General features: G+C 41.8%; 21 protein-coding genes and 1 tRNA gene. 11 read left to right on the top strand and 11 right to left on the bottom strand.

Features of this window, described 5'->3' with window-relative positions; translation table 11 throughout:
* Positions 1-99: 99 nt before the first annotated feature.
* Positions 100-176, top strand: a tRNA-Val gene (locus MTF66_RS04605).
* 454 nt (positions 177-630) lie between these two features.
* Here the strand turns inward: MTF66_RS04605 and MTF66_RS04600 are convergent.
* A complete protein-coding gene (locus MTF66_RS04600; RefSeq protein WP_248526558.1) occupies positions 631-975 on the bottom strand; it encodes an L-rhamnose mutarotase in 345 nt (114 codons plus the stop codon).
* A gap of 12 nt (positions 976-987) precedes the next feature.
* Positions 988-2,385, bottom strand: coding sequence for an L-fucose:H+ symporter permease (gene fucP / locus MTF66_RS04595; RefSeq protein ID WP_374236598.1), 1,398 nt, complete (start codon positions 2,383-2,385; stop codon positions 988-990).
* A 296-nt stretch (positions 2,386-2,681) separates the two neighbouring features.
* On the opposite strand from fucP, the gene MTF66_RS04590 reads away from it, so the two are divergent.
* Genes MTF66_RS04590 through MTF66_RS04560 form a run of 7 tightly spaced genes read left to right on the top strand, consistent with a single transcriptional unit; the run spans position 2,682 to position 8,931 of the window.
* Positions 2,682-2,981, top strand: a complete 300-nt coding sequence (locus MTF66_RS04590; RefSeq protein WP_248526557.1) for a UxaA family hydrolase — start codon at positions 2,682-2,684, stop codon at positions 2,979-2,981.
* A gap of 1 nt (position 2,982) precedes the next feature.
* Positions 2,983-4,167: a UxaA family hydrolase gene (locus MTF66_RS04585; protein WP_248526556.1), complete on the top strand. Its 1,185-nt coding sequence runs from the start codon at positions 2,983-2,985 to the stop codon at positions 4,165-4,167.
* Positions 4,168-4,183: 16 nt separating this feature from the next.
* A complete protein-coding gene (locus MTF66_RS04580) occupies positions 4,184-5,332 on the top strand; it encodes an alpha-hydroxy acid oxidase (RefSeq protein ID WP_248526555.1) in 1,149 nt (382 codons plus the stop codon).
* 21 nt (positions 5,333-5,353) lie between these two features.
* On the top strand, positions 5,354-6,400 hold the full coding sequence (locus MTF66_RS04575; protein WP_248526554.1) for an aldo/keto reductase: 1,047 nt from the start codon (positions 5,354-5,356) through the stop codon (positions 6,398-6,400).
* Positions 6,397-7,257 (top strand): amidohydrolase, encoded by an 861-nt coding sequence (locus MTF66_RS04570; protein WP_248526553.1) that lies wholly within the window; start codon positions 6,397-6,399, stop codon positions 7,255-7,257. The genes MTF66_RS04575 and MTF66_RS04570 overlap by 4 nt, the downstream gene beginning before the upstream one ends.
* Before the next feature lie 22 nt (positions 7,258-7,279).
* Positions 7,280-8,056, top strand: a complete 777-nt coding sequence (locus MTF66_RS04565; protein ID WP_248526552.1) for an SDR family NAD(P)-dependent oxidoreductase — start codon at positions 7,280-7,282, stop codon at positions 8,054-8,056.
* Between the two features lie 20 nt (positions 8,057-8,076).
* Positions 8,077-8,931: a fumarylacetoacetate hydrolase family protein gene (locus tag MTF66_RS04560; protein WP_248526551.1), complete on the top strand. Its 855-nt coding sequence runs from the start codon at positions 8,077-8,079 to the stop codon at positions 8,929-8,931.
* Positions 8,932-9,008: 77 nt separating this feature from the next.
* On the opposite strand, the gene MTF66_RS04555 is transcribed toward MTF66_RS04560, so the two are convergent.
* Positions 9,009-9,323 carry a multidrug efflux SMR transporter gene (locus MTF66_RS04555; RefSeq protein WP_058584908.1) on the bottom strand — a complete coding sequence of 105 codons (315 nt, stop codon included), beginning with the start codon at positions 9,321-9,323 and terminating at the stop codon, positions 9,009-9,011.
* 191 nt (positions 9,324-9,514) lie between these two features.
* Positions 9,515-11,461, bottom strand: coding sequence for a glycoside hydrolase family 97 protein (locus MTF66_RS04550; protein ID WP_248526550.1), 1,947 nt, complete (start codon positions 11,459-11,461; stop codon positions 9,515-9,517).
* A 194-nt stretch (positions 11,462-11,655) separates the two neighbouring features.
* Between MTF66_RS04550 and MTF66_RS04545 the strand changes: the two genes are divergently transcribed.
* Positions 11,656-12,564 (top strand): ABC transporter substrate-binding protein, encoded by a 909-nt coding sequence (locus MTF66_RS04545; protein WP_248526549.1) that lies wholly within the window; start codon positions 11,656-11,658, stop codon positions 12,562-12,564.
* Positions 12,565-12,590: 26 nt separating this feature from the next.
* Here MTF66_RS04545 and prpF read toward each other — a convergent pair whose 3' ends face one another.
* From prpF to MTF66_RS04520, 5 genes are all read right to left on the bottom strand, one after another.
* Entirely contained in the window at positions 12,591-13,760 is a 1,170-nt protein-coding gene (prpF, locus tag MTF66_RS04540; RefSeq protein WP_248526918.1) for a 2-methylaconitate cis-trans isomerase PrpF, read from the bottom strand.
* A gap of 3 nt (positions 13,761-13,763) precedes the next feature.
* On the bottom strand, positions 13,764-16,355 hold the full coding sequence (acnD, locus tag MTF66_RS04535) for a Fe/S-dependent 2-methylisocitrate dehydratase AcnD (protein WP_248526548.1): 2,592 nt from the start codon (positions 16,353-16,355) through the stop codon (positions 13,764-13,766).
* A gap of 116 nt (positions 16,356-16,471) precedes the next feature.
* Complete coding sequence (prpC, locus tag MTF66_RS04530) at positions 16,472-17,596, bottom strand: 2-methylcitrate synthase (protein WP_248526547.1); 1,125 nt, start codon at positions 17,594-17,596, stop codon at positions 16,472-16,474.
* Between the two features lie 24 nt (positions 17,597-17,620).
* Positions 17,621-18,496 carry a methylisocitrate lyase gene (gene prpB / locus MTF66_RS04525; RefSeq protein ID WP_054561375.1) on the bottom strand — a complete coding sequence of 292 codons (876 nt, stop codon included), beginning with the start codon at positions 18,494-18,496 and terminating at the stop codon, positions 17,621-17,623.
* An 87-nt stretch (positions 18,497-18,583) separates the two neighbouring features.
* Positions 18,584-19,285: a GntR family transcriptional regulator gene (locus MTF66_RS04520; RefSeq protein WP_054561374.1), complete on the bottom strand. Its 702-nt coding sequence runs from the start codon at positions 19,283-19,285 to the stop codon at positions 18,584-18,586.
* A 280-nt stretch (positions 19,286-19,565) separates the two neighbouring features.
* Between MTF66_RS04520 and rsmF the strand changes: the two genes are divergently transcribed.
* Both rsmF and MTF66_RS04510 read left to right on the top strand, forming a co-directional pair.
* A complete protein-coding gene (gene rsmF / locus MTF66_RS04515; RefSeq protein ID WP_248526546.1) occupies positions 19,566-21,005 on the top strand; it encodes a 16S rRNA (cytosine(1407)-C(5))-methyltransferase RsmF in 1,440 nt (479 codons plus the stop codon).
* A 311-nt stretch (positions 21,006-21,316) separates the two neighbouring features.
* Positions 21,317-22,132, top strand: coding sequence for a polysaccharide deacetylase family protein (locus tag MTF66_RS04510; RefSeq protein WP_248526545.1), 816 nt, complete (start codon positions 21,317-21,319; stop codon positions 22,130-22,132).
* Here MTF66_RS04510 and MTF66_RS04505 read toward each other — a convergent pair.
* Both MTF66_RS04505 and MTF66_RS04500 read right to left on the bottom strand, forming a co-directional pair.
* Positions 22,129-23,985: an alkaline phosphatase D family protein gene (locus tag MTF66_RS04505; RefSeq protein ID WP_374236798.1), complete on the bottom strand. Its 1,857-nt coding sequence runs from the start codon at positions 23,983-23,985 to the stop codon at positions 22,129-22,131. The genes MTF66_RS04510 and MTF66_RS04505 overlap by 4 nt on opposite strands.
* On the bottom strand, positions 23,985-24,764 hold the full coding sequence (locus MTF66_RS04500; RefSeq protein WP_054561371.1) for a TatD family hydrolase: 780 nt from the start codon (positions 24,762-24,764) through the stop codon (positions 23,985-23,987). Before MTF66_RS04500 ends, MTF66_RS04505 begins: the two co-directional genes overlap by 1 nt.
* Positions 24,765-24,770 lie beyond the last annotated feature (6 nt).

Genomic DNA, 24,770 nt, shown 5'->3' with positions numbered 1-24,770 from the left:
TAACCAAAGGAAAGAGCACTACCACTCTTAACGGCCCGGTCCAAAGGTCGGTGGTTCGAATCCACTCGGTTGTACCACTCTTGATTTTAACACCTCAGTACGACCGTAGCTCAGTTGGTTAGAGCGCTACCTTGACATGGTAGAGGTCGGTGGTTCGAATCCACTCGGTCGTACCAATTTATTCAAATTCCTCATAGTTTTATTATCCTAAAATCAATATTATACAGTTGAAACTCAGTTGGTTAGAGCACTACCGCTCTCTATGACCCACGCCAAAATCGGTGGTTCGAATCCACTCGGTCGTACCAATTATTAATGTTCCAAATTTAAAGTATCTGTAGCTCAGTTAGTTAGAGCACTACCGCTCTCTATGACCCACGCCAAAATTAGTGGTTCGAATCCACTCGGTCGTACCAATTCTTAATTTTCCAAATTTAAAATATGTAGCTCAGTTAGTTAGAGCACTACCGCTCTCTATGACCCATGCCAAAATCAGTGTTCGAATCCACTCGGTCTACCCTAGCACCTAACACCTAGCACCTAACACCTAGCACCTAGCCCCTTGAAACTAACGCCAGCCCCTTGAAACTTGTAACTTGAAACTAGCCCCTCGAAACTTTTATCTTAAAACTAACCCACCTGCTCTTCTAGAGAAAATATCCTATCGACTAACTGCCACTTTCCTTGTTGATTATTGCTATCTACATTCTGAAACTGCTCCATTAGGCTTTCCCATGCTTGCACCTTTGGGTTTATCGCATCTTGTTTTGCCTTTTCTGTAAAGCAGAATGAATCATCGGTTTGCAGTATCATGATAAGGGTTGTACCAACACGATGAATCGCCATGTCGGTAATTCCTGAATCGCGAATGGCACTAATGACTTCAGGCCAAACTTGCTTAGGGCTGTGGTATTGCTCGTAGGTGGCTATAAGCTCTGGGTCGTTTTTTAGCTCTAATGTAAGGCAGTACTGCATCTGAATCTCCTTTTATTGTTTATGAATAAATACAACGCGATAAGCAAAAATTGTAATTGCAACAAAACACAGCATGGGTAATAAAAATGACGCTTGTTCAGCACTTAAAAAGACAATGGGGTTCGCATCAATAATCATCCCCTGTAATGGTGGCATTAATGCCCCGCCAACGATTGCCATTACCAGCCCCGCAGAGGCAATACTGGCATCCGTTTTTAAGCCATTCAAAGCAATGCCATAAATAGTTGGGAACATTAAAGACATACAGGCAGAGGTGGCAACTAAAGAGTAAAGCCCCACTTTACCGCCGATAAAAACTACCAAACACATCAAGCACGCGGCGGCTATTGCAAACCACATTAATAACAGCCCCGCTTTAAACCAATTAAGTAGGTAGGTACATAAAAATCGGCTCGCAAGAAAAAAGCACATAGCAATAATATTAAAATGCTGTGCCTCGGCTGCACTTAGCCCTACCTCAGCCATGCCATAGTGAATAATGAAGGTCCAACACATAATTTGAGCACCTACATAAAACATCTGTGCTATTACCCCTTCACGATAGGGTTTGTTGTTTATAAGCCTTATAAATAAAGGCTTTAATGCTTGATTGCGTTTATCTGATGCCATGAGCTGTGTATTAGGCAACCGATAAAACAAATAAACAAACAGTAAACAGATCACAACCAGTGCAATGACTACATAAGGGGTGCGAATAGTAGCTAAGTCAGCGCTTTGCATGAGTTGGTGTTGTACAGGGTTGGTTACTGCAAACTGCTGTAGTGCATCGGTTAATTTACCATCGACAACCGAAGGTAGCATTTGCGCATACTCGGGATGTGCTGCTTTTTCTGCTGCTCGAAACTCTGCCACGCGAAGATTATTTAAAATCATGTTTGAGGCCACAAACATGCCAAGTAAAGAGCCTACTGGGTTAAATGCTTGCGCTAAATTAAGTCGTTTGGTTGCAGTTTGTGGACTGCCCATTGATAAAATATACGGGTTTGCCGTTGTCTCTAAAAGCGCTAAACCGCAGGTCAATATGCATAATGCCGCAAGAAAATAGTTAAACTCGCCATATATACTTGCTGGAATAAACAATAAAGCCCCAAGCGCATAAAGGCCAAGTCCTAAAACGATGCCGTATTTATAACTAAAGCGACGAATAAACAACGCGGCAGGAATTGCCATTACGCCATAACCTAAATAAAACGCAAATTGCACCAAGCTACTTTGCGTGTTTGAGATCAAGAATATATCTTTAAACGCTTTAACTAAGGGATTAGTTATATCATTTGCAAAACCCCAAAGCGGAAAAAGTGCCGCAACCAAAATAAATGGTATCAGCATGTCCTTTGATACTACTCGGTCATCCTTACGCTTCGTGTTTATTCTTTTGTGTGTGTTCATAAACAAGCCTGTTGTTTTATACAAGGCTCGGTCATTACATGCCATGCCTTGTTAAATCGATTAAAACAATGTCAAACCAGTTTATAGAGTCGCACTTATTTGATGTAGAAAATCACCATTAGCCAGAGTGATTTTTGTACAAATGATTAAACATAAAACATCGCTACAGCAAAAATTTCATATACAAAAACCTGTTTAAAATACGCGCTAAACGCGTTGACTCACTTCAAGCTCAAACATATTTTACAAAGAAATTCATTTTTCAAATCGTTGCAGATTAACAACGTGAGATGGCTATGACTGAGAATAAATTTGTACAGTTACACCCACACGATAATGTCATTGTTTGCTGCCGTTCGGCGCAAAAAGGCGAGCAAATTAACATTACAAATCAGGTAATAACACTTGATTCAAGTGTCACTATCGGACACAAAATTGCCTGCCAAAATATTGCTGCCGGTGAGCAAATTTTAAAGTATGGGGCTTCAATTGGCTCTTCGACTGAAGCTATAAAAACAGGCCAACATGTTCATCTTCACAATATGAAAAGTGACTACATTGCCAGCCACACTCGCCATTCTGTAACGGGAGAATAATATGCGCGGCTATTTAAGAAACGATGGCTCAAAAGGCATTCGAAATACCCTAGTTGTGGTTTACTTGGTTGAGTGTGCGCACCATGTTGCACGTTCTATCGTTAATAAGATGGATCACCCTGATGTGCAACTAATCGGTTTCCCGGGCTGCTATCCAAACAACTATGCGCTTGCAATGATGAAAAGCATTTGCACTCACCCTAATGTGGGCGGTGTTTTATTAGTGTCACTAGGCTGTGAAGGTTTTAACCGTGAGTATTTGAGCGATGCGATTGCTGAGTCTGGTCGTCCAGTGAATACCCTAGTGATCCAACAAAATGGCGGCACAAAAAACACTATTGCCAAAGGCATTATGCAAAGCCAAATCATGCTTGAGCAGCTTGCTCAATGCCCAATTGAGTACATGCATCTAGATGAGCTTGTCATTGGCACTATTTGTGGTGGCTCTGATGGCACCAGTGGCATTAGCGCAAATCCTGCAGTAGGTAAATGTTTTGACCGATTAATTGGTGCTGATGCAACCTGTATTTTTGAGGAAACCGGTGAACTTGTCGGTTGTGAGCAAATCATGGCTCATCGAGCCGAAAGTCCTGAATTAGCAAGGCAACTTATTAATTGTGTTGTCAAAGCAGAAAATTACTACACCAAAATGGGCTATGGCAGTTTTGCCCCAGGTAATGCTGAGGGCGGCTTAACAACCCAAGAAGAAAAATCAATGGGCGCCTATGCCAAGTCTGGCGCATCGCAAATTAACGGGATTATTAAACCAGGAGAAAAGCCAAATAAAAAAGGCCTTTTCTTAATGGATGTAGTGCCCGATGGCGAACCTATGTTTGGTTTTCCAAATATTTCTGACAACCAAGAGATTGTCGAAATGATAGCCTCGGGTGCCCATATCACTTTATTTACCACAGGCCGAGGCTCTGTTGTTGGTTCTGCCATTTCACCAGTTATTAAAATCTGTGCTAACCCAGAAACCTATGCAAACCTCAGTGATGATATGGATATAAATGCCGGCGCTATCATTGAAGGGAGTAAAACCGTTAAGCAAGTGGGTGATGAAATTTTTGAGTTGATTGTTCGAGTCGGCAATGGTGAACAAACCAAATCTGAGCAAATGGGTCATCAAGAGTTTTTATTAACTTATAAAACCTTCGACAGCATTGGCCCAGCGTGCTTGAAATAAAGCTGAGGATTTCATCATGAGCAATTACTTTAACCACCTTTACCCTGACGTTGCCGACCTTAAGAAAAAAGCCAAGCAACGCATTCCTCGCTTTGCCTTCGATTACCTTGAAGGCGGCTGTATGCAAGAACATGGTGTAAAGCGAAATAGAGATGATATCAATAATGTGCAATTACGCAGTGAGCTATTAAAGCCATTTGCAGGTAGCAGTCAAGCTGTCGAATTATTTGGCCATACTTACGCTGCACCATTTGGTATTGCCCCTGTTGGTTTACAAGGATTAATGTGGCCAAAAGCCCCGGAAATTCTTGCTAAAGCCGCCGCTGAAAAAAACATACCTTATGTATTAAGCACGGTTTCGTCATCTAGCCTTGAACGAATCGCAGAAGTATCCGAAGGCCATGCGTGGTTTCAGCTTTATAACCCAACCGATGAAAAGATTAGGCTTGATTTACTCAATCGTATCAAAGCAGCCCACTACCCTGTGCTAGTGGTCACCGTTGATGTGCCTACTTTTGGCTACAGGCCACGAGATATTCGAAATGGCCTTGCTATGCCACCGAAAATGACACTGTCTAATATTTTGCAGATGCTAGCAAGACCCCGATGGCTTTATGAAACAGCCCTAGCTGGCAAACCAGAAATGGAAACCCTCAAGCCGTATATGCCAAAAAATATGCCTACCGATGAGCTGGCAGCTTTTATGAATAAAACTGTCATGGGCCGCGTAGATCTGGAAGGCTTAAAGCCAATTCGCGATTTATGGCAAGGGCCTTTGATCATTAAAGGGTTGATTAATGAGTCTGATGTACAAGCGGCCATTGCGCTCGGCGCTGATGGCGTTGTTATGTCAAATCATGGCGCGCGTCAGCTAGATGCCGGTGAATCACCAGTCAAACCGTTACAAACAGTCGCTGCTAAGTATTCAAAAGACATCAAAATTTTTATGGATAGCGGGCTTCGTAGCGGAACAAATATAGTGAGTGCACTTGCAAGCGGCGCTGACTTTACATTTTTAGGCAGACCCTTTGTGTATGGCGTGGGTGCCCTTGGCGATAAAGGCGGCATTCACACCATCAATGCCTTGATGATGCAAATTACTCAGATCATGAATCAGCTCGGCTGCGCCTCTGTGTCTGAACTGCCGGAGTTTTTGGTGAAGTAAGGAAACCATAGGAGGTAAGTTATGAAAAACACATTTAAAACGCGCCCGCTTGGAAAAACTGGTATTGAGGTTTCAACGCTTGGTTTTGGTGCAGCCTCTATGGGTAATTTATATCAAGCAGTGAGCGATGAAGAAGCTAAAAACACCTTATCTGCAGCAATTGATGTGGGCATTTCTTTATTCGATACAGCCCCTCGCTATGGTGCTGGTTTGAGTGAACGCCGTGTCGGTGATGCACTACGAGTCCTTGATAAACAAGAGTATATCTTATCAACCAAGGTTGGCAGATTAATCAAACCTGATCCCCATGCTGATGTAACACAGCTACGTCATGGTTTTGCAACCCCCATGCCTTTTGATGCTCAATATGACTATAGTTACGATGGCATTATGCGATCTTTTGAAGACAGCCAACAACGCTTAGGCTTAGCTGAAATTGATATTTTACTCGTCCATGATTTAGGGGGTGATACACATGCCGAGCGAGATGCTTTTTATTTTATGCAATTTGACCAAGGCGGCTATCGAGCGTTAGAAGAGCTCAAAGCAAGTGGTCAAATTAAGGCTATTGGTTTAGGGGTAAATGAAGTAGAAATATGCCAACGAGCGATGACAATTGGTCAGTTCGACTGCTTTTTATTAGCTGGTCGATATTCACTATTAGAGCAGCAACCACTCGATGATTTTTTACCTGCATGCATAGATCATGGTGCGTCTATTATCTTAGGTGGTCCCTATAACTCGGGAATATTAGCAACGGGCGTTCGCAATTTTCAAAACCCATATTATAACTACCAACCTGCCCCACAGGAAGTCATCGATAAAGTCGCCAAAATTGAAGCGATATGTGTTGATCACAAGGTTACTTTAGCGGCTGCAGCTTTACAATTTCCACTCGCGCATCCTGCTGTTGCATCTGTTATACCTGGGCTTGGTAACGAAAAACGGGTGCACAATACTATCGAATTATTTAATCAGGTTATTCCAAACCAGTTTTGGCAAGACTTGAAAACAGCAGGACTCATTGCACAGCATGCGCCGACGCCAGAAAGCGGAGGCGCATTATGAGCACAGTCAGCACACTCAACCCGATTAAGAAAATAGATAGCCATCAACATTTTTGGCAATTGAGCCGTGGCGACTACCGCTGGTTAAGTGAAGATTTAACCGTGCTTTATCAAGATTATTTACCAGAAAGACTAACTACGACCCTTGCTATTAATGACATTGCTAACACCATTGTTGTTCAAGCAGCCGATTCACATGATGAAACGCGCTTCTTACTAAAACTCGCTAAGTCCTACAGTTTTATTGCAGGTGTTGTTGGATGGGTCGACTTTACCGATGCCAACGTTCTTAAAGAATTAACCTTATTTGCAGCTGACCCTAACTTCAAAGGTGTGCGCCCTATGCTGCAAGATATTGAGCAAATTGATTGGATCTTAAACCCAGAATTTAAGCCAATCTTTCAATTTTTAGCGGCTCATAACCTCTGTTTTGATGCCTTAGTTCATGAGTGCCATTTGCCGCATATCATCACTATTGCAAAGCAACATCCTCATTTAAACATTGTTATTAATCATCTGGCTAAACCGGATTTAACAAAGCCTAAGTCTGAGCAATGGGAAGACTCGCTCTATCAACTTGCATGCTTAAAAAATGTTGCAATTAAGTTTTCCGGGCTCATGTCACAAGCTAAAGCTGATTGTGTCGATATCGATACATATCGCCCCTACTTTGAACTCATTTATCAGTTGTTTGGTGCCAACCGTATTTTATGGGGCAGCGACTGGCCTGTGGTTAACATGAATGGCTGTTATACCGACTGGCATTACATCAGCGATGAGCTGATAAGTGTTCTACCAGTCTCTGAGCAGCGAAAGATTTGGTCCGATAATGCCAAAAGACTTTACCGATTATTATAATTTCCCAAGTTAAGGACATTTTATGACCCAGCAAAATACTAAAAAAATTGCCCTAGTAACCGGTGGTGGAAGTGGCATCGGGCGCAGTATCTGCCTACGCTTGGCAAAACGTGATATGCATATCATAGTGATTGATTTAAATCTTGACGCTGCAAACTTAGTGAAAGATGAAATTCTTAGCAACAATGGCAGTGCCGATGCGTATGCCGTTGACGTTACAAACCACCAACAAGTTCACGAGTTATTCAATACGATTACTAATCACTACCCCATTGATATTTTGGTCAACAATGCCGGTATTGCCCATATTGGCAATATCGAAAACACCACAGAAGCTGATTTAGACAGACTCTATAACATTAATGTTAAAGGGGTTTATAACTGTATTCATGCAGCTATCGATAATATGAAATCTCGAAAAAGCGGCGTCATCATTAATCTTGCTTCTGTTGCATCTTCGGTCGGTATTGCTCACAGGTTTGCTTACTCAATGACGAAAGGCGCGGTATTAACCATGACCTATTCAGTTGCAAAAGATTATATAAATGATGGCATCCGCTGTAACTGCATTGCGCCTGGTCGAGTGCACACCCCATTTGTTGATAATTTTTTAGCCCAAAGTTACCCAGATAATCAGGCTGAAATGTTTGAAAAGCTCTCTAAAAGTCAACCTATAGGTCGTATGGGCAAACCAGAAGAAATTGCAGGACTAGTCGATTACCTCTGCTCAGATGATGCAGCTTTCATTACAGGCAGCAATTTTCCTATTGATGGCGGCTTCGTCACCTTAAATAATTAATAGAAGTAAAGAGAATCATCATGAAATTACTAAGATACGGCCCTCATGGCCAAGAAAAACCCGGCATCATTGATAGCGATGGTAAGCTACGTTGTTTAAGTAACGTGCTCAAAGACATCAATGGCCAAGCTTTATCACCAGTAACACTCAATTTTATTAGTCAAATTGACTTAAACACCTTGCCGCTTATTGAAGAGCCTGTGCGTATCGGTTCATGTATTGCTGATGTAGGTAAGTTTATTTGCATTGGCTTAAACTATGCTGATCACGCTGAAGAATCTGGAATGGCCATTCCCAATGAGCCTGAAGTATTTAGCAAAGCCACCAGTGCTATTAGCGGCCCTAACGATAATATAATTAAGCCCAAAAATAGCGAAAAGCTAGACTGGGAAGTTGAACTTGCCATTGTCATTGGTAAACACGCCACCTATGTCGATGTAGAAAACGCTTATGATTACATTGCCGGTTATTGTGTATGTAACGATGTGTCTGAACGAAATTTTCAATTGGAACGTGGTTCACAATGGGATAAAGGGAAAGGCTGTGACACATTTGGACCACTTGGTCCATGGTTAGTCACCAAAGATGAAATTCCTGACCCACTTAATTTAGATATGTGGTTAAAGGTAAACGATACCCAGTACCAAAACGGCAACACAAAAACCATGGTGTTTGATCCAGCGTTTATAGTTAGTTATCTCAGCCAATTTATGAGTCTGCAACCGGGTGATGTTATCTCTACCGGAACGCCCCCGGGAGTGGGTTTAGGGCAAACACCACCGGTTTACCTAAAAGACGGCGACACCATTACTCTAGGCATCGAAGGCCTTGGTGTACAACAGCAAATCGTCGTTGATTATAAAAAATTACACTAAGTAATAAATCCCAAATAACATTTGATCTAGACCCAAAATCCGATAGAGCAGCAGCCTATCGGATTTTTATACAAACACTAATTGGCAAGTTTCAAACCAATAATGCCAAGGGCAATCAGCAGTAGGCTGGCTATTTTTAATAGGCTTACGCCTTCAGATAATAGCGTCATGCCAATAATTGCAGAGCCAATTACGCCGATACCTACCCAAACTGCATAAGCCAAACTAAGTGGTAATGATTTAAGCGCCACGCTTAAGCAATAGAAGCTCGCAGCCATGGTTAAGAGTGTAAAGAATGAAATGAGTGGTTTAGTAAAACCGTTTGATTGTTTTAGGCCATAAGCCCAAGCGACTTCAAGTAAGCCAGCAGTAATAAGTAGGATCCAATTCATGGTCGACCTCTTTATGGGGTCGTCCCCGAATTTAAATTACAACTTTAAGGTCGTCCTTAAAGCGGTGTAGTACATCACCACACCCGACTAAATCTAGCACGTCCAAGTTAGCAAGGCAAATATACAAAAAAAAGCGAGCAACCTGCTCGCTTTTCTCTACTTGGTTTTGTTTATCGCCTATTAACTCACATTTAGTGACCAATAATCAGTGCGCCACCTTGAGCTAATAAGTTTAAGGTTAACTTACCACTACTGCTTACAGTGACTTGCTTAGTACCTGCACTGCCATCTTTGTTATCAAACAACAGGGTGACTTTTTTGCCCGCTAACATAGGTAAATCAATATCTAATGTTTTGGCTTTATTTTCACCATTAACGGCTGCTACCCACCATGTTTGCTGATGACGCCTTGCGATCGTTGCATCTTGACCCGGCTGACCTGCAATATAGCGTGTTTCATCCCATACCGTTGGCATCGCCTTTAAAGTATCAATAACAAATTGAGGTTGCTCTTCAAGGTTATTTGGCGTCAGGCCAAAATGTTGCACTGGTGATTGATAAAGCACACCTGTTGCCAGTTCAAATGTATCTGTGGTTTTACGAATAGTGCCTACTGTTTGATCTTGAGATAAGCGTTTGTTTAAAAAAACTGGGGCAAAATCCATAGCGCCAATAGCATTACGGGTGAACGGTAAAATAGTCGCGTTATAGGCATGTAAGTCTAACGAATCTTGATGAAAAACAAGGTTTTCCGATGCCAGTACCGCTTCAGATGTGACGAAGTTCGGATACATTCTTTCCCAACCACGCGGGATGGTACTACCATGAAAGGTGATCACTAAACCATACTGATTTGCATCTGTGAGAATATCTTCATAAAGTTTAATGGTTTCTTGTTTATCACCACCAAAAAAGTCAACTTTAAGGCCTTTAACACCAATACTTTGCAGCCACGCCATTTCATTTCGACGTGCAGGTGCACTGTTCATTCTATTTTGCGGGGTCTGTGGTGCATCATTCCACCAGCCATTTGAGTTGTACCACAAAATAACATCAACGCCCTTTCCATTGGCGTACTTAACCAATTCAGCCATTCTCTCGCGGCCAATGTTTTTATCCCACCAATTGTCGATTAATACATATTCAAAGTTTAATGACGCAGCTAAATCGATAAATTTGATTTGGTCATCGTAGTTGATACTTGGGTCTTGCCAAACAATCCAGCTCCATGTTGAACGACCCATTTTATAATCTTGGCTTGGTTGATAAAGGGGTTTAACTAAATCAAACGCCACGGTTGATTCAACGATTGGTTTTAAACTTGCTCCTAACGTGATGGTGCGCCAAGGTGTTGTTGCAGGCATTGCCATAGCCGCATAAGTTGCACCAATGCCATTGTTTTCTCCAGCCTGAGGAAATGAAATACGATATACACCGTCTTTCGTGCCTTCGCTTAATTTTGAGCCAACATAATGGCTATCAACACCGGTTTCAGAAATTAAAAGCCAGCCTTTATCGCTATTTTTAAATAATGCAGGAAAGGTATAGCCCACGCCGTTCGTTGATGGTGTTCCAATGGCTTCGTTAAAGGTGTAAGGCTCTTCGTAACTTGGTTTTGTTTGCATCCAGCCTGTTTCAGGTAAGGCTTGTGGGCTTATAAACGTGGTTGCATTATCTGGTAGGTTAAAAGCACTGTATTCAGCTAACACCTTAATACGGGTATCAGTATCAGCTCCCGATATCTGATAACGAAATGCAACATCGCTATCAGACACGTTAAACTCGACACCAAGCATTCTGCCGTCTTGGTTTTCAAATTGCGCTTTTAAGGTATTCGCCGTGTAGTTTACTTCACTCACCTTTGCATTATGCAGCTTATATCTTTCATTGACTAAAGCTGTTGTATGGCTTTTATATTTTAGGCTTTGTGAAAAATCACCCAGGTTGGTATTTAAACCAAGCTGTGATTGCTGCAAAAACTCTTGGTTGCCATAATTTACGCTATAAACAAGCTGATTTTGTTGTTTTTCGAGTTTTACAGTTATTTGTCCATCTGGGCTTGTAACGCTAAGCGGTAATTGTGCGTGAGCAAGCATAGAGCTTGTGAGAAGTGATATATAGATACTTGGTTTTATCATTGTTGTTATCCTTAAGCTGCAAAAGCATTAAGTGATATCATAATACAAATGTAAACTTTTTGTCACTCAAGTCTATTAATATAAGCTGTGATCGAAAAATGTACTCCATCCGTTAGATATTGTTACAGTTACTAGGTTGTATATTTACGGCAAAAGGCTAAGCTTTAGATAAATAACAAAAACTTAAACAATTTATGAAACTACTGACCGTATTTTTTTTATTCGCCTCATATCAAGCTCTTGCGGGCCTAACGCCTGTTAGTTTTGTGAAAAATAGCGAAATTGCCACTGAAGAAGCTGTGCGTTTCAACGGCGGATACGGTTATAACCTAGATGCTAAACACGTTTTAAAGCTTGTTACTTTGGATTGGCCTCCTTATATTGATGAAAACTTATGTAATAAAGGCTGGCTTTACCAATTTGCTGTAAGCTCTTTACTTGAAAAAGGCTATGGCGTGCATATCAGCTTTTACCCGTGGGCACGTGCCGTAAGAGAAGCTGAACTAGGTCGCGCTGATATTCTCTTTCCTGAATATTTCATTGAAGATGATGTCATTTCAGATAACTTCCTTGATAAAACCCGCAACGATTTACTTGCCTTGAGCCATGCCATTCCAGGTGGGGATCTTTCTTTCGTGGCGTTAAAGGGAACTCAAATTCCATTTAATGGGGATTTAAACTCTGTAAAAGACTTGCCTATTGGCGTAGTTCGCTCATATAAAAACACCAAAGAACTCGATGCCATGATTGATAATAAAGAAATCGATACAATCGTCGCTAATAATGAGTACCAACTAATTCATCTCTTACTTAGTAACCGCGTAAGCCTGATTGTGGCAGATCTTGAAGTGTTAAAAGCAAGCGTTTACAAGTCTGAATTATCAATTAGCGGCAAACGACAAATGCTAGAATCACTGGTTGCATTGGAACCTAAACTTGAATACAAACCGCTATATTTTTCTGTCAGCAAATCAACGCCGCACTGGCAAAAAGTTTTAGAAGACTTAAATGACGAAATAGAACTAATGCAACAAAGCGGCAAGTTTGATGAGTTTATTGAAGGCATGAAGCAACAATGCTACGGATTAGACAAAGCGGCGTAACCGCCGCTTTATTTTGATTAAACGTACTACTGAGGCACTCGAACCCAGCCTTCCATTAATACACGCGCACTTCGGCTCATACTTGCTTTTGTGACTTGCCAATTGCCATCAACAAGTGTTGCAGCAGCGCCCACTTTTAAAGTGCCAGAAGGATGACCAAAGTTTACTTCCTGACGCTCACCACCACCTGCAGCAAGATTTACCAAGGTACCAGGAATGGCTGCAGCGGTACCTATTGCAACCGCAGCCGTGCCCATCATGGCATGGTGCAATTTACCCATCGACATAGCGCGTACCACTAAATCAATATCAGCTTCGTTTACAACTTTACCGCTTGATGCGTGATAAGTTTTAGCTGGTGCAACCCAAGCTACTTTTGGCGTATGTTGACGTGCCTTTGCTTCATCAATATTAGAAATTAGCCCCATTTTCAACGCCCCATAGGCGCGAATCGTTTCTAACTTTTCAAGTGCCGATGCATCACCGTTAATGGCTTCTTGCAGCTCTGTACCATCGTAGCCAACTTCACTGGCGTTAATGAAAACAGTCGGAATACCCGCATTGATCATCGTTGCAGACAACATACCAATACCTGGCACTTCTAATTCATCGACTAAGTTACCTGTGGGAAATAAGGCTCCTTCGCCATCTGCAGGGTCCATAAATTCAAGTTTCACTTCAGCGGCTGGAAAGGTCACGCCATCAAGCTCAAAATCACCAGTTTCTTGCACTTCACCGTTAGTAATTGGCACGTGCACTATGATGGTTTTACTAATATTGACTTGCCATACTTTAACTTCAACAACGCCGTTCTCTGGAATTTTGCTGGCATCAACAAGACCGTTTGACACAGCAAAGGCCCCGACTGCTGAAGTTAAATTGCCGCAGTTACCACTCCAATCTACAAACGCTTTATCGATAGCAACTTGACCAAATAAATAATCAACATCGTGATCAGCTTTAGCGCTTTTCGATAATATCACCGTCTTACTGGTGCTTGAGGTTGCACCGCCCATACCATCAGTTTGTTTTTGGTAAGGATCGGGGCTACCAATCACACGTAATAACAGATTATCGCGCGCCTCACCTGCCACTTGGGCAGGCTCAGGTAAGTCAGTTAAGTTAAAGAACACCCCTTTACTGGTGCCGCCACGCATATAGGTCGCTGGCACCTTAATTTGTGGTTTAAACGCCATCACTTAGTGCTCCTCAGATTCTAAGAAATCTTGCGCGAAACGTTGCAGTACACCACCAGCTGAATAAATTGACACCTCTTCAGCGGTATCTAAACGGCACGTCATTGGTACTTCAACGATTTCACCATTGGCACGGGTAATCACTAGTATCAGTGTTGCGCCAGGTGTTGGCTCACCATTCACACTAAAACTCTCACTACCATCAATACCTAGCGTAGTTCGCGTCGTGCCTGCTTTAAATTCTAGTGGTAATACACCCATGCCAATTAAGTTAGTGCGGTGAATACGCTCAAAGCCTTCTGCTGCAATCACTTGAACACCAGCTAGGCGAACACCTTTTGCAGCCCAGTCACGTGATGAGCCTTGGCCATAATCGGCACCAGCCACAATGATAAGCGGTTGTTTGCGCTCCATGTAGGTTTCGATAGCTTCCCACATACGCGTCACTTTGCCTTCTGGTTCAATGCGAGCATATGAACCTTGCTTCACTTCACCATTTTCTTTAACCATTTCATTCAATAACTTAGGGTTAGCGAATGTAGCCCGCTGTGCTGTTAAATGGTCACCTCGGTGAGTAGCATACGAGTTAAAATCCTCTTCTGGGAGACCCATTTTAGCTAGGTACTCACCAGCAGCACTTGACGCTAAAATCGCATTCGAAGGTGATAAGTGGTCAGTAGTGATGTTGTCGCCCAACACAGCTAAGGCACGCATATCACTCAAAGAGCGTTCACCCGCTAATGCGCCTTCCCAATAAGGAGGACGGCGAATATAAGTGCTTTGTGGACGCCATTGGTAAAGCGGATCGTTGTCTTCGCCATAATCTACACTTAAATCAAACATTGGCTCGTAAACCTTTTTAAACTGCTCTGGTTTAACACTTTGTTTGATCACCGCATCAATTTCTTCATCTGATGGCCATAAATCCATAAGGCGAATTTCGTTGCCTTGTTGATCATGCCCTAATACATCTTTTTCGATATCAAAACGAATAGTACCGGCAATAGCATAAGCAACAACCAGTGGTGGTGAAGCTAAGAATGCTTGTTTAGCATAAGGGTGAATACGACCATCGAAGTTACGGTTACCCGACAATACAGCGGTTGCGTATAAATCACGGTCAATCACTTCTTGCTGAATTTTTGGATCAAGCGCACCACTCATGCCGTTACAGGTTGTACAAGCAAAGGCAACAATACCAAAGCCAAGCTGCTCAAGTTCAGGTAATAAATTAGCTTCTTCTAAATAAGACTTAACCGCTTTAGAACCCGGTGCCAGTGATGTTTTAACCCATGGCTTTCGAGTTAAACCTTTAGCGTTGGCATTACGAGCAAGTAAACCTGCAGCAATAACATTGCGTGGATTACTGGTATTGGTACAACTTGTGATTGCAGCAATGATACAGGCGCCATCTGGCATTAAGCCTTCTTCATTCTCAACAACGCCAGTGATACCTGCTTTATCAAGTTCGCTAGTTGCAACACGGCGATGTGGATTTGAAGGGCCCGCAATATTGCGACCAACTGAAGACAGATCAAAAGTTAACACACGCTCATACTCGGCCGTTTTTAGGCTATCACTCCAAAGGCCAGTCTCTTTTGCGTAAGTTTCAACTAGTTTAACTTGCTCTTCTTCACGGCCTGTTAAACGTAGGTAATCAAGTGTGTTGTCATCGATGTAGAACATCGCAGCTGTTGCGCCAAACTCTGGCGTCATATTAGAAATAGTTGCTCTATCACCTAGGGTAAGTGCATCGGCACCTTCACCATAAAATTCCAGGTAGGTCGACACAACTCTTTCATTACGTAAAAATTCGGTGATCGCTAGTACGATATCGGTTGCAGTAATACCTGGTTGTGGCTTGCCTTTGAGCTCAACACCCACAATGTCAGGTAAACGCATGTAAGATGCACGGCCAAGCATTACGCTTTCAGCTTCAAGGCCACCTACACCGACTGCAATAACACCTAACGCATCAACCATAGGTGTGTGGCTATCTGTACCAACTAAGGTATCTGGGAATGCCACGCCGTCACGTTTTTGGATCACCGGTGACATTTTCTCTAAATTAATCTGATGCATAATGCCGTTACCCGGCGGGATCACATCTATATTTTTAAATGCTGTTTTTGTCCAATTGATAAAGTGGAAACGGTCATCGTTACGACGGTCTTCAATAGCACGGTTTTTTTCAAATGCGTCAGGTTCAAAACCTGCGTGTTCAACCGCTAATGAGTGGTCAACAATTAACTGTGTAGGTACCACCGGGTTTACTTTTGCAGGATCGCCGCCTTTTGCAGCAATAGCATCACGCAGACCTGCTAAATCAACTAACGCTGTTTGACCTAAGATATCGTGACACACAACACGAGCAGGAAACCATGGAAAATCTAAATCACGCTTACGATCAATCAATTGCGACAGTGCATCATTTAGCATTTCAGGTTCACAGCGACGAACTAAGTTTTCGGCAAGTACTCGCGATGTGTAAGGAAGTGTGGCATAGCTGCCCGGTTTAATTGCATCAACAGCAGCGCGAGTATCAAAGTAATCGACTCCGGTGCCTGCTAATGGTTTTCTAAAATTTGTATTCATGATGATTCTACTTGTACTTGGTGACGGTGAACAAAGGTGGGCTGATTGTTTTTGTATTTATTTCGCCCCTTCATAAAGGGGCAGCTAAGCTACCCCTATCACTGATTTAATTACAATTAACGCTCAGAAATTGGCGTGTAGCTACGCGCTTCAGGGCCCGTATAATCTGCACTTGGGCGAATAATACGGTTATTAGCACGTTGCTCTTTCACGTGTGCTGTCCAACCTGTTACACGGCTCATCACGAAAATTGGCGTGAATAACTTAGTTGGGATACCCATGAAGTGATACGCAGATGCATGGAAGAAATCAGCATTACAGAATAATTTCTTTTCACGCCACATAACTTCTTCACAGCGAACAGACACAGGATAAAGAACATCGTCACCCACTTCTGCAGCCAGTTTTTCTGACCATTTTTTGATGATCACGTTACGTGGATCTGATTCACGGTAAATAGCGTGACCAAAGCCCATGATCTTGTCTTTACGCTCAAGCATACCCATCAATGCATCTTCAGCTTGGTCTGCACTTGTAAAGCCTTCAATCATATCCATAGCCGCTTCGTTCGCACCACCATGTAATGGGCCACGTAAACTACCAATAGCACCCGTTACACAAGAGTGAATATCAGACAATGTTGATGCACACACACGCGCAGTAAATGTTGATGCATTAAACTCATGCTCTGCATAGAGAATTAAAGAGACATTCATTACTTGCTCAAACAGTGCTGATGGTGCTTCGTCATGTAATAAACGTAAGAAGTGTGCACCTACCGAATCATCATCTGTTTCAGTTTCAATACGAACGCCGTCATGGCTAAAACGATACCAGTAACAAATAATGCTTGGGAATACGGCAACTAGGCGGTCAATCGCATCATTCGCTTGTGAAAAATCTTGCTCCATTTCTAGGTTACCTAGCATTGAACAACCAGTACGCATTACATCCATTGGATGCGCGTCTTTAGGAATGTTCTCAAGCACTGTTTTTAGTGCATCTGGTAAGCCACGTAGTGATTTTAGCTTTGCTTTATATTCAGTAAGCTCAGCCTCTGTTGGTAATTCACCACGCGACAGTAAAAAAGACACTTCTTCAAACTGCGCTTTATCTGCTAATTCACTAATATCATAACCACAATAAGTTAAACCTGAACCTGATTGACCTACTGTACACAGTGCTGTTTCACCTGCTACTTGACCACGTAAACCTGCGCCGCCTAATGCTTTATCTACCATGAGTGTTCTCCTTATATGTTGTCGTTATGATTTTTTAGCTGAGAAAAGGTTATCGAGTGTGTTTTCATATGAGTGATAATCTAAAAACTCATATAATTCCGCACGTGTTTGCATATTGTCTACTTGGCTTTGTTGCGAGCCTTCGCTAAGAATAGACGAATACACATTAAGTGCTGCTTTGTTCATCGCTCTAAATGCACTAAGTGGATAAAGTACAATTTCAACACCCACTTCGCTCAATTGCTCTTTTGTATAAAGTGGCGTTTGACCAAATTCAGTGATATTTGCAAGAATTGGTACATTTAACGCTTTAGCAAACGCTTGGTAATCTGCTAAATCATGTACCGCTTCTGCAAAGATGGCGTCTGCACCTGCTTCAACACACGCTGCTGCGCGGTCAATCGCGGCATTTAAGCCTTCTTTTTGAAATGCATCAGTACGCGCCATAATATAAAAATCACTGTCTGTTTTGGCATCAACCGCAGCTTTAATACGATCAACCATTTCATCTTTAGACACGATCTCTTTATTAGGACGGTGACCACAACGTTTTTGTGCTACTTGGTCTTCAATATGGAAGCCCGCTGCACCTGCTTTGGTCATTTCTTTAACAGTACGAGCAATATTAAATGCACCGCCCCAACCTGTGTCAGCATCAACAAGAAGCGGTAAGTCGGTAGCGCTGGTGATTCGACGAATATCTTCAAGTACATTATCAAGGCTAGTCATACCTAAATCTGGCATGCCGTATGATGCGTTAGCAACACCCGCACCTGAGAGGTAAAGTGCTTGGTGACCTGTTTTTTCTGCCATCATTGCGCAGTACGCGTTGACGGTACCAACCACTTGCAATGGCTTGTTGTTGGCGATTGCCTGTTTGAATTTCAATCCTGCTGACATTGGATAACTCCTATCTTTGAACGGTTTTAGCTCTTTGGCTAACTCTATTTTTTAAATCTAAATTGTGACTGTTTAACTAAGGCGCTACTAATTTTTTGCTGCGAGTAAGTCAAACTTAGTCTGAATATTTGCCTGAGACGCACTGATATGGCGCTTCATAAGCATTTCGGCTAATTCACCGTCATGGTTTTCAATGGCATTAATAATAGCCAAGTGTTCATCAAACGCTTTTGATACACGTGGCCCAACCATCCCCATTTGTACACGGTACATTCGAATTAACTGGTACAACTCATTACATAAAAGATGAATTAAGTGTGCGTTTTTCGACCCTTTAATAATGCGATAATGAAAATCAAGGTCGCCCGCTTCTTGGTAGTATGATTCACCTTCTTTTACACGCTGTGTTTGTAAGTGCTGATTCAATAACTGTTTTAAACCCTGCACTTCTTCAGGTTCCATGTTGTCGGCAGCTAACCGACAAGCCAGCCCTTCTAAGGCACTACGAACCTGATAGACTTCGATTAAACGCTCGGCTGTTAGTGCAACAACACGGCAACCGACATTTGCTTTACGCTCTACCAAATAACAGCTCTCTAAACGATTTAGCGCCTCACGTAAGGTGGCACGGCTTACACCATAGCGTTTAGCAAGTTCTGGCTCAGAAATTTTGCTGCCCTGCTCAATGGTGCCTTGGACGATTTCACGACGCATGTCGACAAACACTTGGTCTGATGCTGTTGTTATCGTGATATCGTTGTAGTTATCGTTGGCTTTTTGCTCTGTCATAATAGGTCTATCAAAGTACTAAATTAAGATTGTCGACAATTCGTGAGTTCACTATGCGCCCTATCATTGCAAGTGTCAACCTTGAGATCGGATAAACAGGCTAAAAAACCAGCAAAATGTCGACACAAATTGATATTTATCAAAAATAATGGCTATAAAGAACATTTATATTGGCAATGTGTCGACACTTCAATATCACTGTTAAAAAGCTAAAAATATCCCCTGATAGCGCTATAAATGGTATGATCCAGCTATTATTACGTGATGTGAGAGCCATTTAGTGGACGCTAATACATATATTCCTGACTCATTTATTGATGATGTAAAAAGCTACCTTCCCGAACATTTATCATTAGACGACTTTATTGCAGCCTGTCGCCGCCCACTGAGACGATCTGTTCGCGTAAATACCTTAAAAATGTCAGTCGATGAATTTCAGCGTCAATGCGCCAAAAAAGGATGGGAGTTAACAGCAATTCCATGGTGTGAAGAAGGCTTCTGGCTAACACGCCCAAGCGACGAAGAAGCCGCCCTTGCAATCGGTAATACTGATTTACACTTAAGTGGTGCTATGTATGTGCAAGAAGCAAGCTCAATGTTACCGCCGGTAGCACTGAGAGCCGAAGTTAAGCAAAGCGATGCAGTACTTGATATGGCATCGGCTCCAGGTTCAAAAACATCACAAATCGCCGCAATGATGGATAATAGCGGTGTGTTAGTTGCCAATGAGTTGTCATCGTCACGCTTAAAAGTATTAGCAGCAACCCTCAAACGTATGGGTGTAGGTAATTGTGCATTATCACATTTTGACGGTGTGATATTCGGGGATTACATGTATGAGTGTTTCGATAGTATTTTGCTAGATGCCCCGTGTTCAGGTGAAGGCACGGTTCGTAAAGATGCAGACGCCCTAAAGAATTGGTCAATCGAATCTAATATTGATATAGCTGCTGTACAAAAAGCCCTTATCAAAAGTGCCTTTTATGCCTTAAAACCTGGCGGTACATTAGTGTATTCGACCTGTACTTTAACACCGCTTGAAAACCAACAAGTGTGTGAGTATCTATTAGCAGAGTTTCCTGATTGCATCGAAGTACAATCGCTCGATAGCCTGTTTGATGGTGCAGACAAAGCGACAACCAGCGAAGGTTATTTGCATGTTTGGCCGCAAACTTACGACAGTGAAGGTTTCTTCATCGCTAAATTTAAGAAAATAGCGTCAAGCGATAACCCAAATCAAAAAGTTAAGAAAGGCGCATTTCCGTTTGCTGAGTTTGATAAAAAGCAAAGCCAAGCGTTTATGCAAACAATTAAAAAACAATTCGGTCTAAAATCACTCAAAGGCACGTTAATGCAACGTGATAAAGAGCTCTGGTTGTTTCCAGATGGTTTTGATGAACTGCAAGATAAAATTAAATACTCACGTTTAGGTATTCAACTTGGTGTGATCCACAAAGGAGGAGTTCGCTTAACTCACGAGTTTGCCACTGTGTTTGGCCAAGATTGCGATAAAAATACCTTTGAGATGTCTGCTTGCCAAGCAAACGATTACTTTAACGGTAAAGATATTCGACTCGAAAAACCAACGCAAGATAATGGTGAAGTAGTTTTAATGTTATGTGGTTGTCCGGTAGGCCTAGGTAAGTGGCAAAAGAATAAAATTAAGAACTCATTACCTCGTGATTTGGTCCAAAATGCCCAGTTGATAACTTGGGTATAAGTTGCGCATAAAGACTGTATAAATAAGGTACTAATTTAGGTAAAAAGCTGTAACAGACTGATTTTAAACTAGTATAAAATTTGTACATTTACCGTGCAATTTCCTGCTGATTAACTACACTTAAAAGTACTTTCTACTTCTCCCTACTGAATTTAGAAGGTGTTTTTTTATAGTTAGCGCAGGCTCACACGAGCCACCCCCTAAGCCCAGAACAATGCGGATTCGTTCTGGGCGTTTTTTTATTCAAAAGTCGCATAGCAAAGCATTAGCCTTTTTGATTTCATTGTAAAAACAATGATAAAGGATTGATTATGCTTAAACCCTTGTGCGTCGTACTACCATTTTTAATAAGCTGCCAAACTCTGGCAAAAAGCAGTGACTACCTAGGCTTTGACTACCCTAATAAGGCTAAAAATGCTGTCAGTATCACTTTTGATGATGCAAGACATAGCCAAGTTGATAGCGGTTTAGCGCTCTTAAACAAGTACCAAGTAAAAGCGACATTTTATGTATCTCCTTTTAACGTTAAAGAACGTGTTGAAAAGTGGCAAATGGCAGTAAAAACAGGTCACGAAATTGCTAATCATACGGCAAGCCACTTATGTACCGGCAACTTTGAATGGCTACGTGAACTTGGGGTGTCGCTTGAACAATTTACGTTAAAAGAAATGGAGCAAGATATTCTAAAGGGGCAAGACTATATAAAAGCCACACTCAACGTGACACCAACCGCTTTTGCCTACCCTTGCGGTAACACCTTTGTTGGCCGTGGTGTAAATACTAAAAGTTATGTACCGTTAATAGCCAAGCACTTTAAAACAGGTAGAACTTGGCTCGACGAAACGTCGAATAACCCCAACTTTACAGACTTTTCGCAGTTAACCAGTTTACCCATTGATGGGCTTACTTTCGAAGAAATTAAAAAAAACATAGATCAGCACCGAACTAACAATAGTTGGATCATTCTGGCAGGCCACGATATTGGCAAACGAAATCAGTACACTACAGGCACCGACGCCCTAGAGCAGCTCATAGTTTATCTACAAGATCCTAAAAATGGTTTTTGGTTAGATACAGTAAGTAATGTTGCTGACTACGTTGAGGAGAATCGCAAAGCAATCGATTAATTATCGTTTAAATCAAATTCAGTTATTTGGTTATCAGCGTGAATAAGTTCATATTTAGCGAGTAAACCATCATTGAGCTCAATTAAGCTGATAGCCGCATTACTGACCAAATACTTTTGCCCTTCGCCTATGGTTTGGTGTTTATCAACTTCCATCTGCCAACGTTTAGTGAAAAAGTTAAGTGGGCTTTTCGGGGCATATAAAATTGAGTCGAGCTTATCGAGTACATTAATAAGTTTGCGTGGGAACTCATTTTTAATACCACTGGCGGTTAACTGCCAAATCCGGTTTTTATGTTTACCAAAGCGCTTTTGAACTGAAAAACAAAATGAATAATGAACATCACCAGAGAGGATCAAGGTTTCTTTTGGTGTATCTTCACGGCGAAAGGTATCTAGCAGCTTTTTAGCAGAACCTTCATGGGCCATCCAGTTTTCCACATCAACCAACAAGGGTTGCCCGCAAAAATTAAAAATCGCTTGAATTGCTTCAATCGATTTAACACCAAACACCGGAGCTGGAGATACGATAATAACTTTATCGTGAGACAATAAGCTTTCTTCTAATTCAGTGAGCCTTTCCCAATCAAGTAAACCTGATGGTTCATTGAAGTTTTGTTCATTGCGCCAGCGGTGGGTTCGGGTATCGAGCACCACAACTTTGGGGATGGTATTAAGCTCGTAATGCCAATGGTTAAAATTGAGTATTAGCTTATCAAAGTCTTTAAAATGCCAGCTCTGTTGTTGAAGACTTTGTTTAAAACTGGGTAATAAAGACAGTGATTTATCACCTGCATCATTACCAATCCCCTGCATTAACCAATAACTAATTAAGCCATTATTTACAATACGGCGGCTAGCTGGGTGCTGATAAATAGCTTGCTCCCAGCCTGCGGTTAAGTTCCAATCATCGGTGACATCATGATCGTCGAACATCATTAATGTCGACACATTGGCGAATAACCTTTCAACACTTTGAAGACCCTTTGCAAAGCCAACCAGTGCGTCCTTTTCAAGTTTAAATAGGTTAGCGTATTTAGGGGCTAATGCTGGGCATTCAATTGATTCAAACTCAATTAGCTGCCAAGTAACAGCGCTGAAGTTTAATAAATAAAGCGCTATAAATTCTTGAAAATGAATTAAGTGGTTTTCAGCTTTTAAGCTTGAGAAGTGTGGCTCGTCTTTTTTGAGCCAATAACCAACACCAAATTTGCTCCGTTTTTGCCAAGGTACTTTAGGTAAGTGTAAATGGCGCTGATAAAGTTGCTGCTCGAACTCTTCTGGTAAATCTAAATCAAGCGCTGGCTCTTGAAACACACCAAATAGACTAATCACTTTTTCAATCGCGAGCAGCATTGGCCCTGCGACATCATCCGCATATATTTGGTCGCCAGATAACAATAATAGGTCAGCACCTGCATTAAGCGATTGGCGCTGATCATTTTGCCAATTATCTGCAGCAACAAGGCTGTCTTTTGCAGGGTGATGAGGATTACGACACGAACCATGAAGAATTCTATCGAGTCGATTTGGGATCACAAATGCCGGAGATTCGGCACGTTCATAGCAATAAGACGACAAATCAAGGCTTTTATCTTCATCATGTAATGAATAATAGATCAGTGAATCAACTGCAAACTGGCCACTGACTGGCATGACATTAATGAAATTTAAGTAAAGGTGTTGTCCTAATTGGATTGACTCTAAGCTAGAGAATGTTTCAACACCTTTAAACTCTATTCGGTATTGGCAATGCTCAGTGGTTACAAATTGAAAGCATACTCGCCCTGCATCTGCTCGGCGTACCATTGGCCCCATAACTAACTGAGGTAAGTTCGATACGCCGTCCACTATTACGCTCTTTTAGCCTGATTGAACAATGAATAAAAGTTGTTAGTTGTTGCTTCAGCTAATTCGTTAAAAGTAAGCCCTTTTAACTCAGCAATGTAGTAAGCGACATCTTCAACATAGGCTGGTTGATTTGTTTTACCACGATATGGCACAGGCGCTAAATAAGGTGAATCTGTTTCGATTAGTAAGCGATCTAGCGGAATTTGCTTTACAACGTCTTTTAACTCTACTGCATTTTTAAACGTAACAATGCCCGAAATCGAAATATAAAAGCCCATATCAATGGCTTTTTTGGCCATTTCCCAGTTTTCTGTAAAACAATGCAATACACCGCCACAATTCTCGGCATTGTGAGCGCGCATTAAGTTAATAGTGTCTTCTCTAGCGTCTCGTGTATGAATAATAAGCGGCTTATTTAGCTCATTGGCAACGTCGATATGACCAACAAAGCTTTCTTGCTGAACAATATGGGTGTCTTTTGAGTAATAGTAATCAAGACCCGTTTCGCCAATAGCAACCACTTTGTCGTGGCTTGCAAGTGAAATAAGCTTTTGCTTATCGAGTGCGTCTTTTTGATCGAGTGGATGCACACCGCATGATGCAGAAACATCTGGATAGTTCTTAATTTTATCCAGCATACTTGGGAATTGATCTAAAGTTACGCTTACACATAAAAAGTGTTCAACCTTTTTAGCGCGAGCATTATCTAGTACTTGGTCTAAGTCTAAGTCTAGTTTTTCAAAATCTAAACGATCTAAATGACAATGAGAATCTACAATCATGGTACT

The sequence above is a fragment of the Pseudoalteromonas sp. 2CM39R genome, assembly GCF_023161845.1.
The sequence above is the reverse complement of the archived record's forward strand: the minus strand, read 5'-3'. Positions and strand labels throughout refer to the sequence as shown.

Excerpts from the sequence above, each read along its gene's own strand:
- fucP (WP_374236598.1), bottom strand. The coding sequence starts at position 2,385 with ATGAACACACACAAAAGAATAAACACGAAGCGTAAGGATGACCGAGTA.
- MTF66_RS04500 (WP_054561371.1), bottom strand. The coding sequence starts at position 24,764 with ATGATTGTAGATTCTCATTGTCATTTAGATCGTTTAGATTTTGAAAAA.
- MTF66_RS04590 (WP_248526557.1), top strand. The coding sequence starts at position 2,682 with ATGACTGAGAATAAATTTGTACAGTTACACCCACACGATAATGTCATT.
- MTF66_RS04555 (WP_058584908.1), bottom strand. The coding sequence starts at position 9,323 with ATGAATTGGATCCTACTTATTACTGCTGGCTTACTTGAAGTCGCTTGG.
- MTF66_RS04570 (WP_248526553.1), top strand. The coding sequence starts at position 6,397 with ATGAGCACAGTCAGCACACTCAACCCGATTAAGAAAATAGATAGCCAT.
- MTF66_RS04550 (WP_248526550.1), bottom strand. The coding sequence starts at position 11,461 with ATGATAAAACCAAGTATCTATATATCACTTCTCACAAGCTCTATGCTT.
- prpF (WP_248526918.1), bottom strand. The coding sequence starts at position 13,760 with ATGGCGTTTAAACCACAAATTAAGGTGCCAGCGACCTATATGCGTGGC.
- MTF66_RS04580 (WP_248526555.1), top strand. The coding sequence starts at position 4,184 with ATGAGCAATTACTTTAACCACCTTTACCCTGACGTTGCCGACCTTAAG.
- prpC (WP_248526547.1), bottom strand. The coding sequence starts at position 17,596 with ATGGTAGATAAAGCATTAGGCGGCGCAGGTTTACGTGGTCAAGTAGCA.
- MTF66_RS04510 (WP_248526545.1), top strand. The coding sequence starts at position 21,317 with ATGCTTAAACCCTTGTGCGTCGTACTACCATTTTTAATAAGCTGCCAA.
- MTF66_RS04565 (WP_248526552.1), top strand. The coding sequence starts at position 7,280 with ATGACCCAGCAAAATACTAAAAAAATTGCCCTAGTAACCGGTGGTGGA.
- MTF66_RS04600 (WP_248526558.1), bottom strand. The coding sequence starts at position 975 with ATGCAGTACTGCCTTACATTAGAGCTAAAAAACGACCCAGAGCTTATA.
- MTF66_RS04545 (WP_248526549.1), top strand. The coding sequence starts at position 11,656 with ATGAAACTACTGACCGTATTTTTTTTATTCGCCTCATATCAAGCTCTT.
- MTF66_RS04585 (WP_248526556.1), top strand. The coding sequence starts at position 2,983 with ATGCGCGGCTATTTAAGAAACGATGGCTCAAAAGGCATTCGAAATACC.
- MTF66_RS04520 (WP_054561374.1), bottom strand. The coding sequence starts at position 19,285 with ATGACAGAGCAAAAAGCCAACGATAACTACAACGATATCACGATAACA.
- acnD (WP_248526548.1), bottom strand. The coding sequence starts at position 16,355 with ATGAATACAAATTTTAGAAAACCATTAGCAGGCACCGGAGTCGATTAC.
- prpB (WP_054561375.1), bottom strand. The coding sequence starts at position 18,496 with ATGTCAGCAGGATTGAAATTCAAACAGGCAATCGCCAACAACAAGCCA.
- MTF66_RS04575 (WP_248526554.1), top strand. The coding sequence starts at position 5,354 with ATGAAAAACACATTTAAAACGCGCCCGCTTGGAAAAACTGGTATTGAG.
- MTF66_RS04560 (WP_248526551.1), top strand. The coding sequence starts at position 8,077 with ATGAAATTACTAAGATACGGCCCTCATGGCCAAGAAAAACCCGGCATC.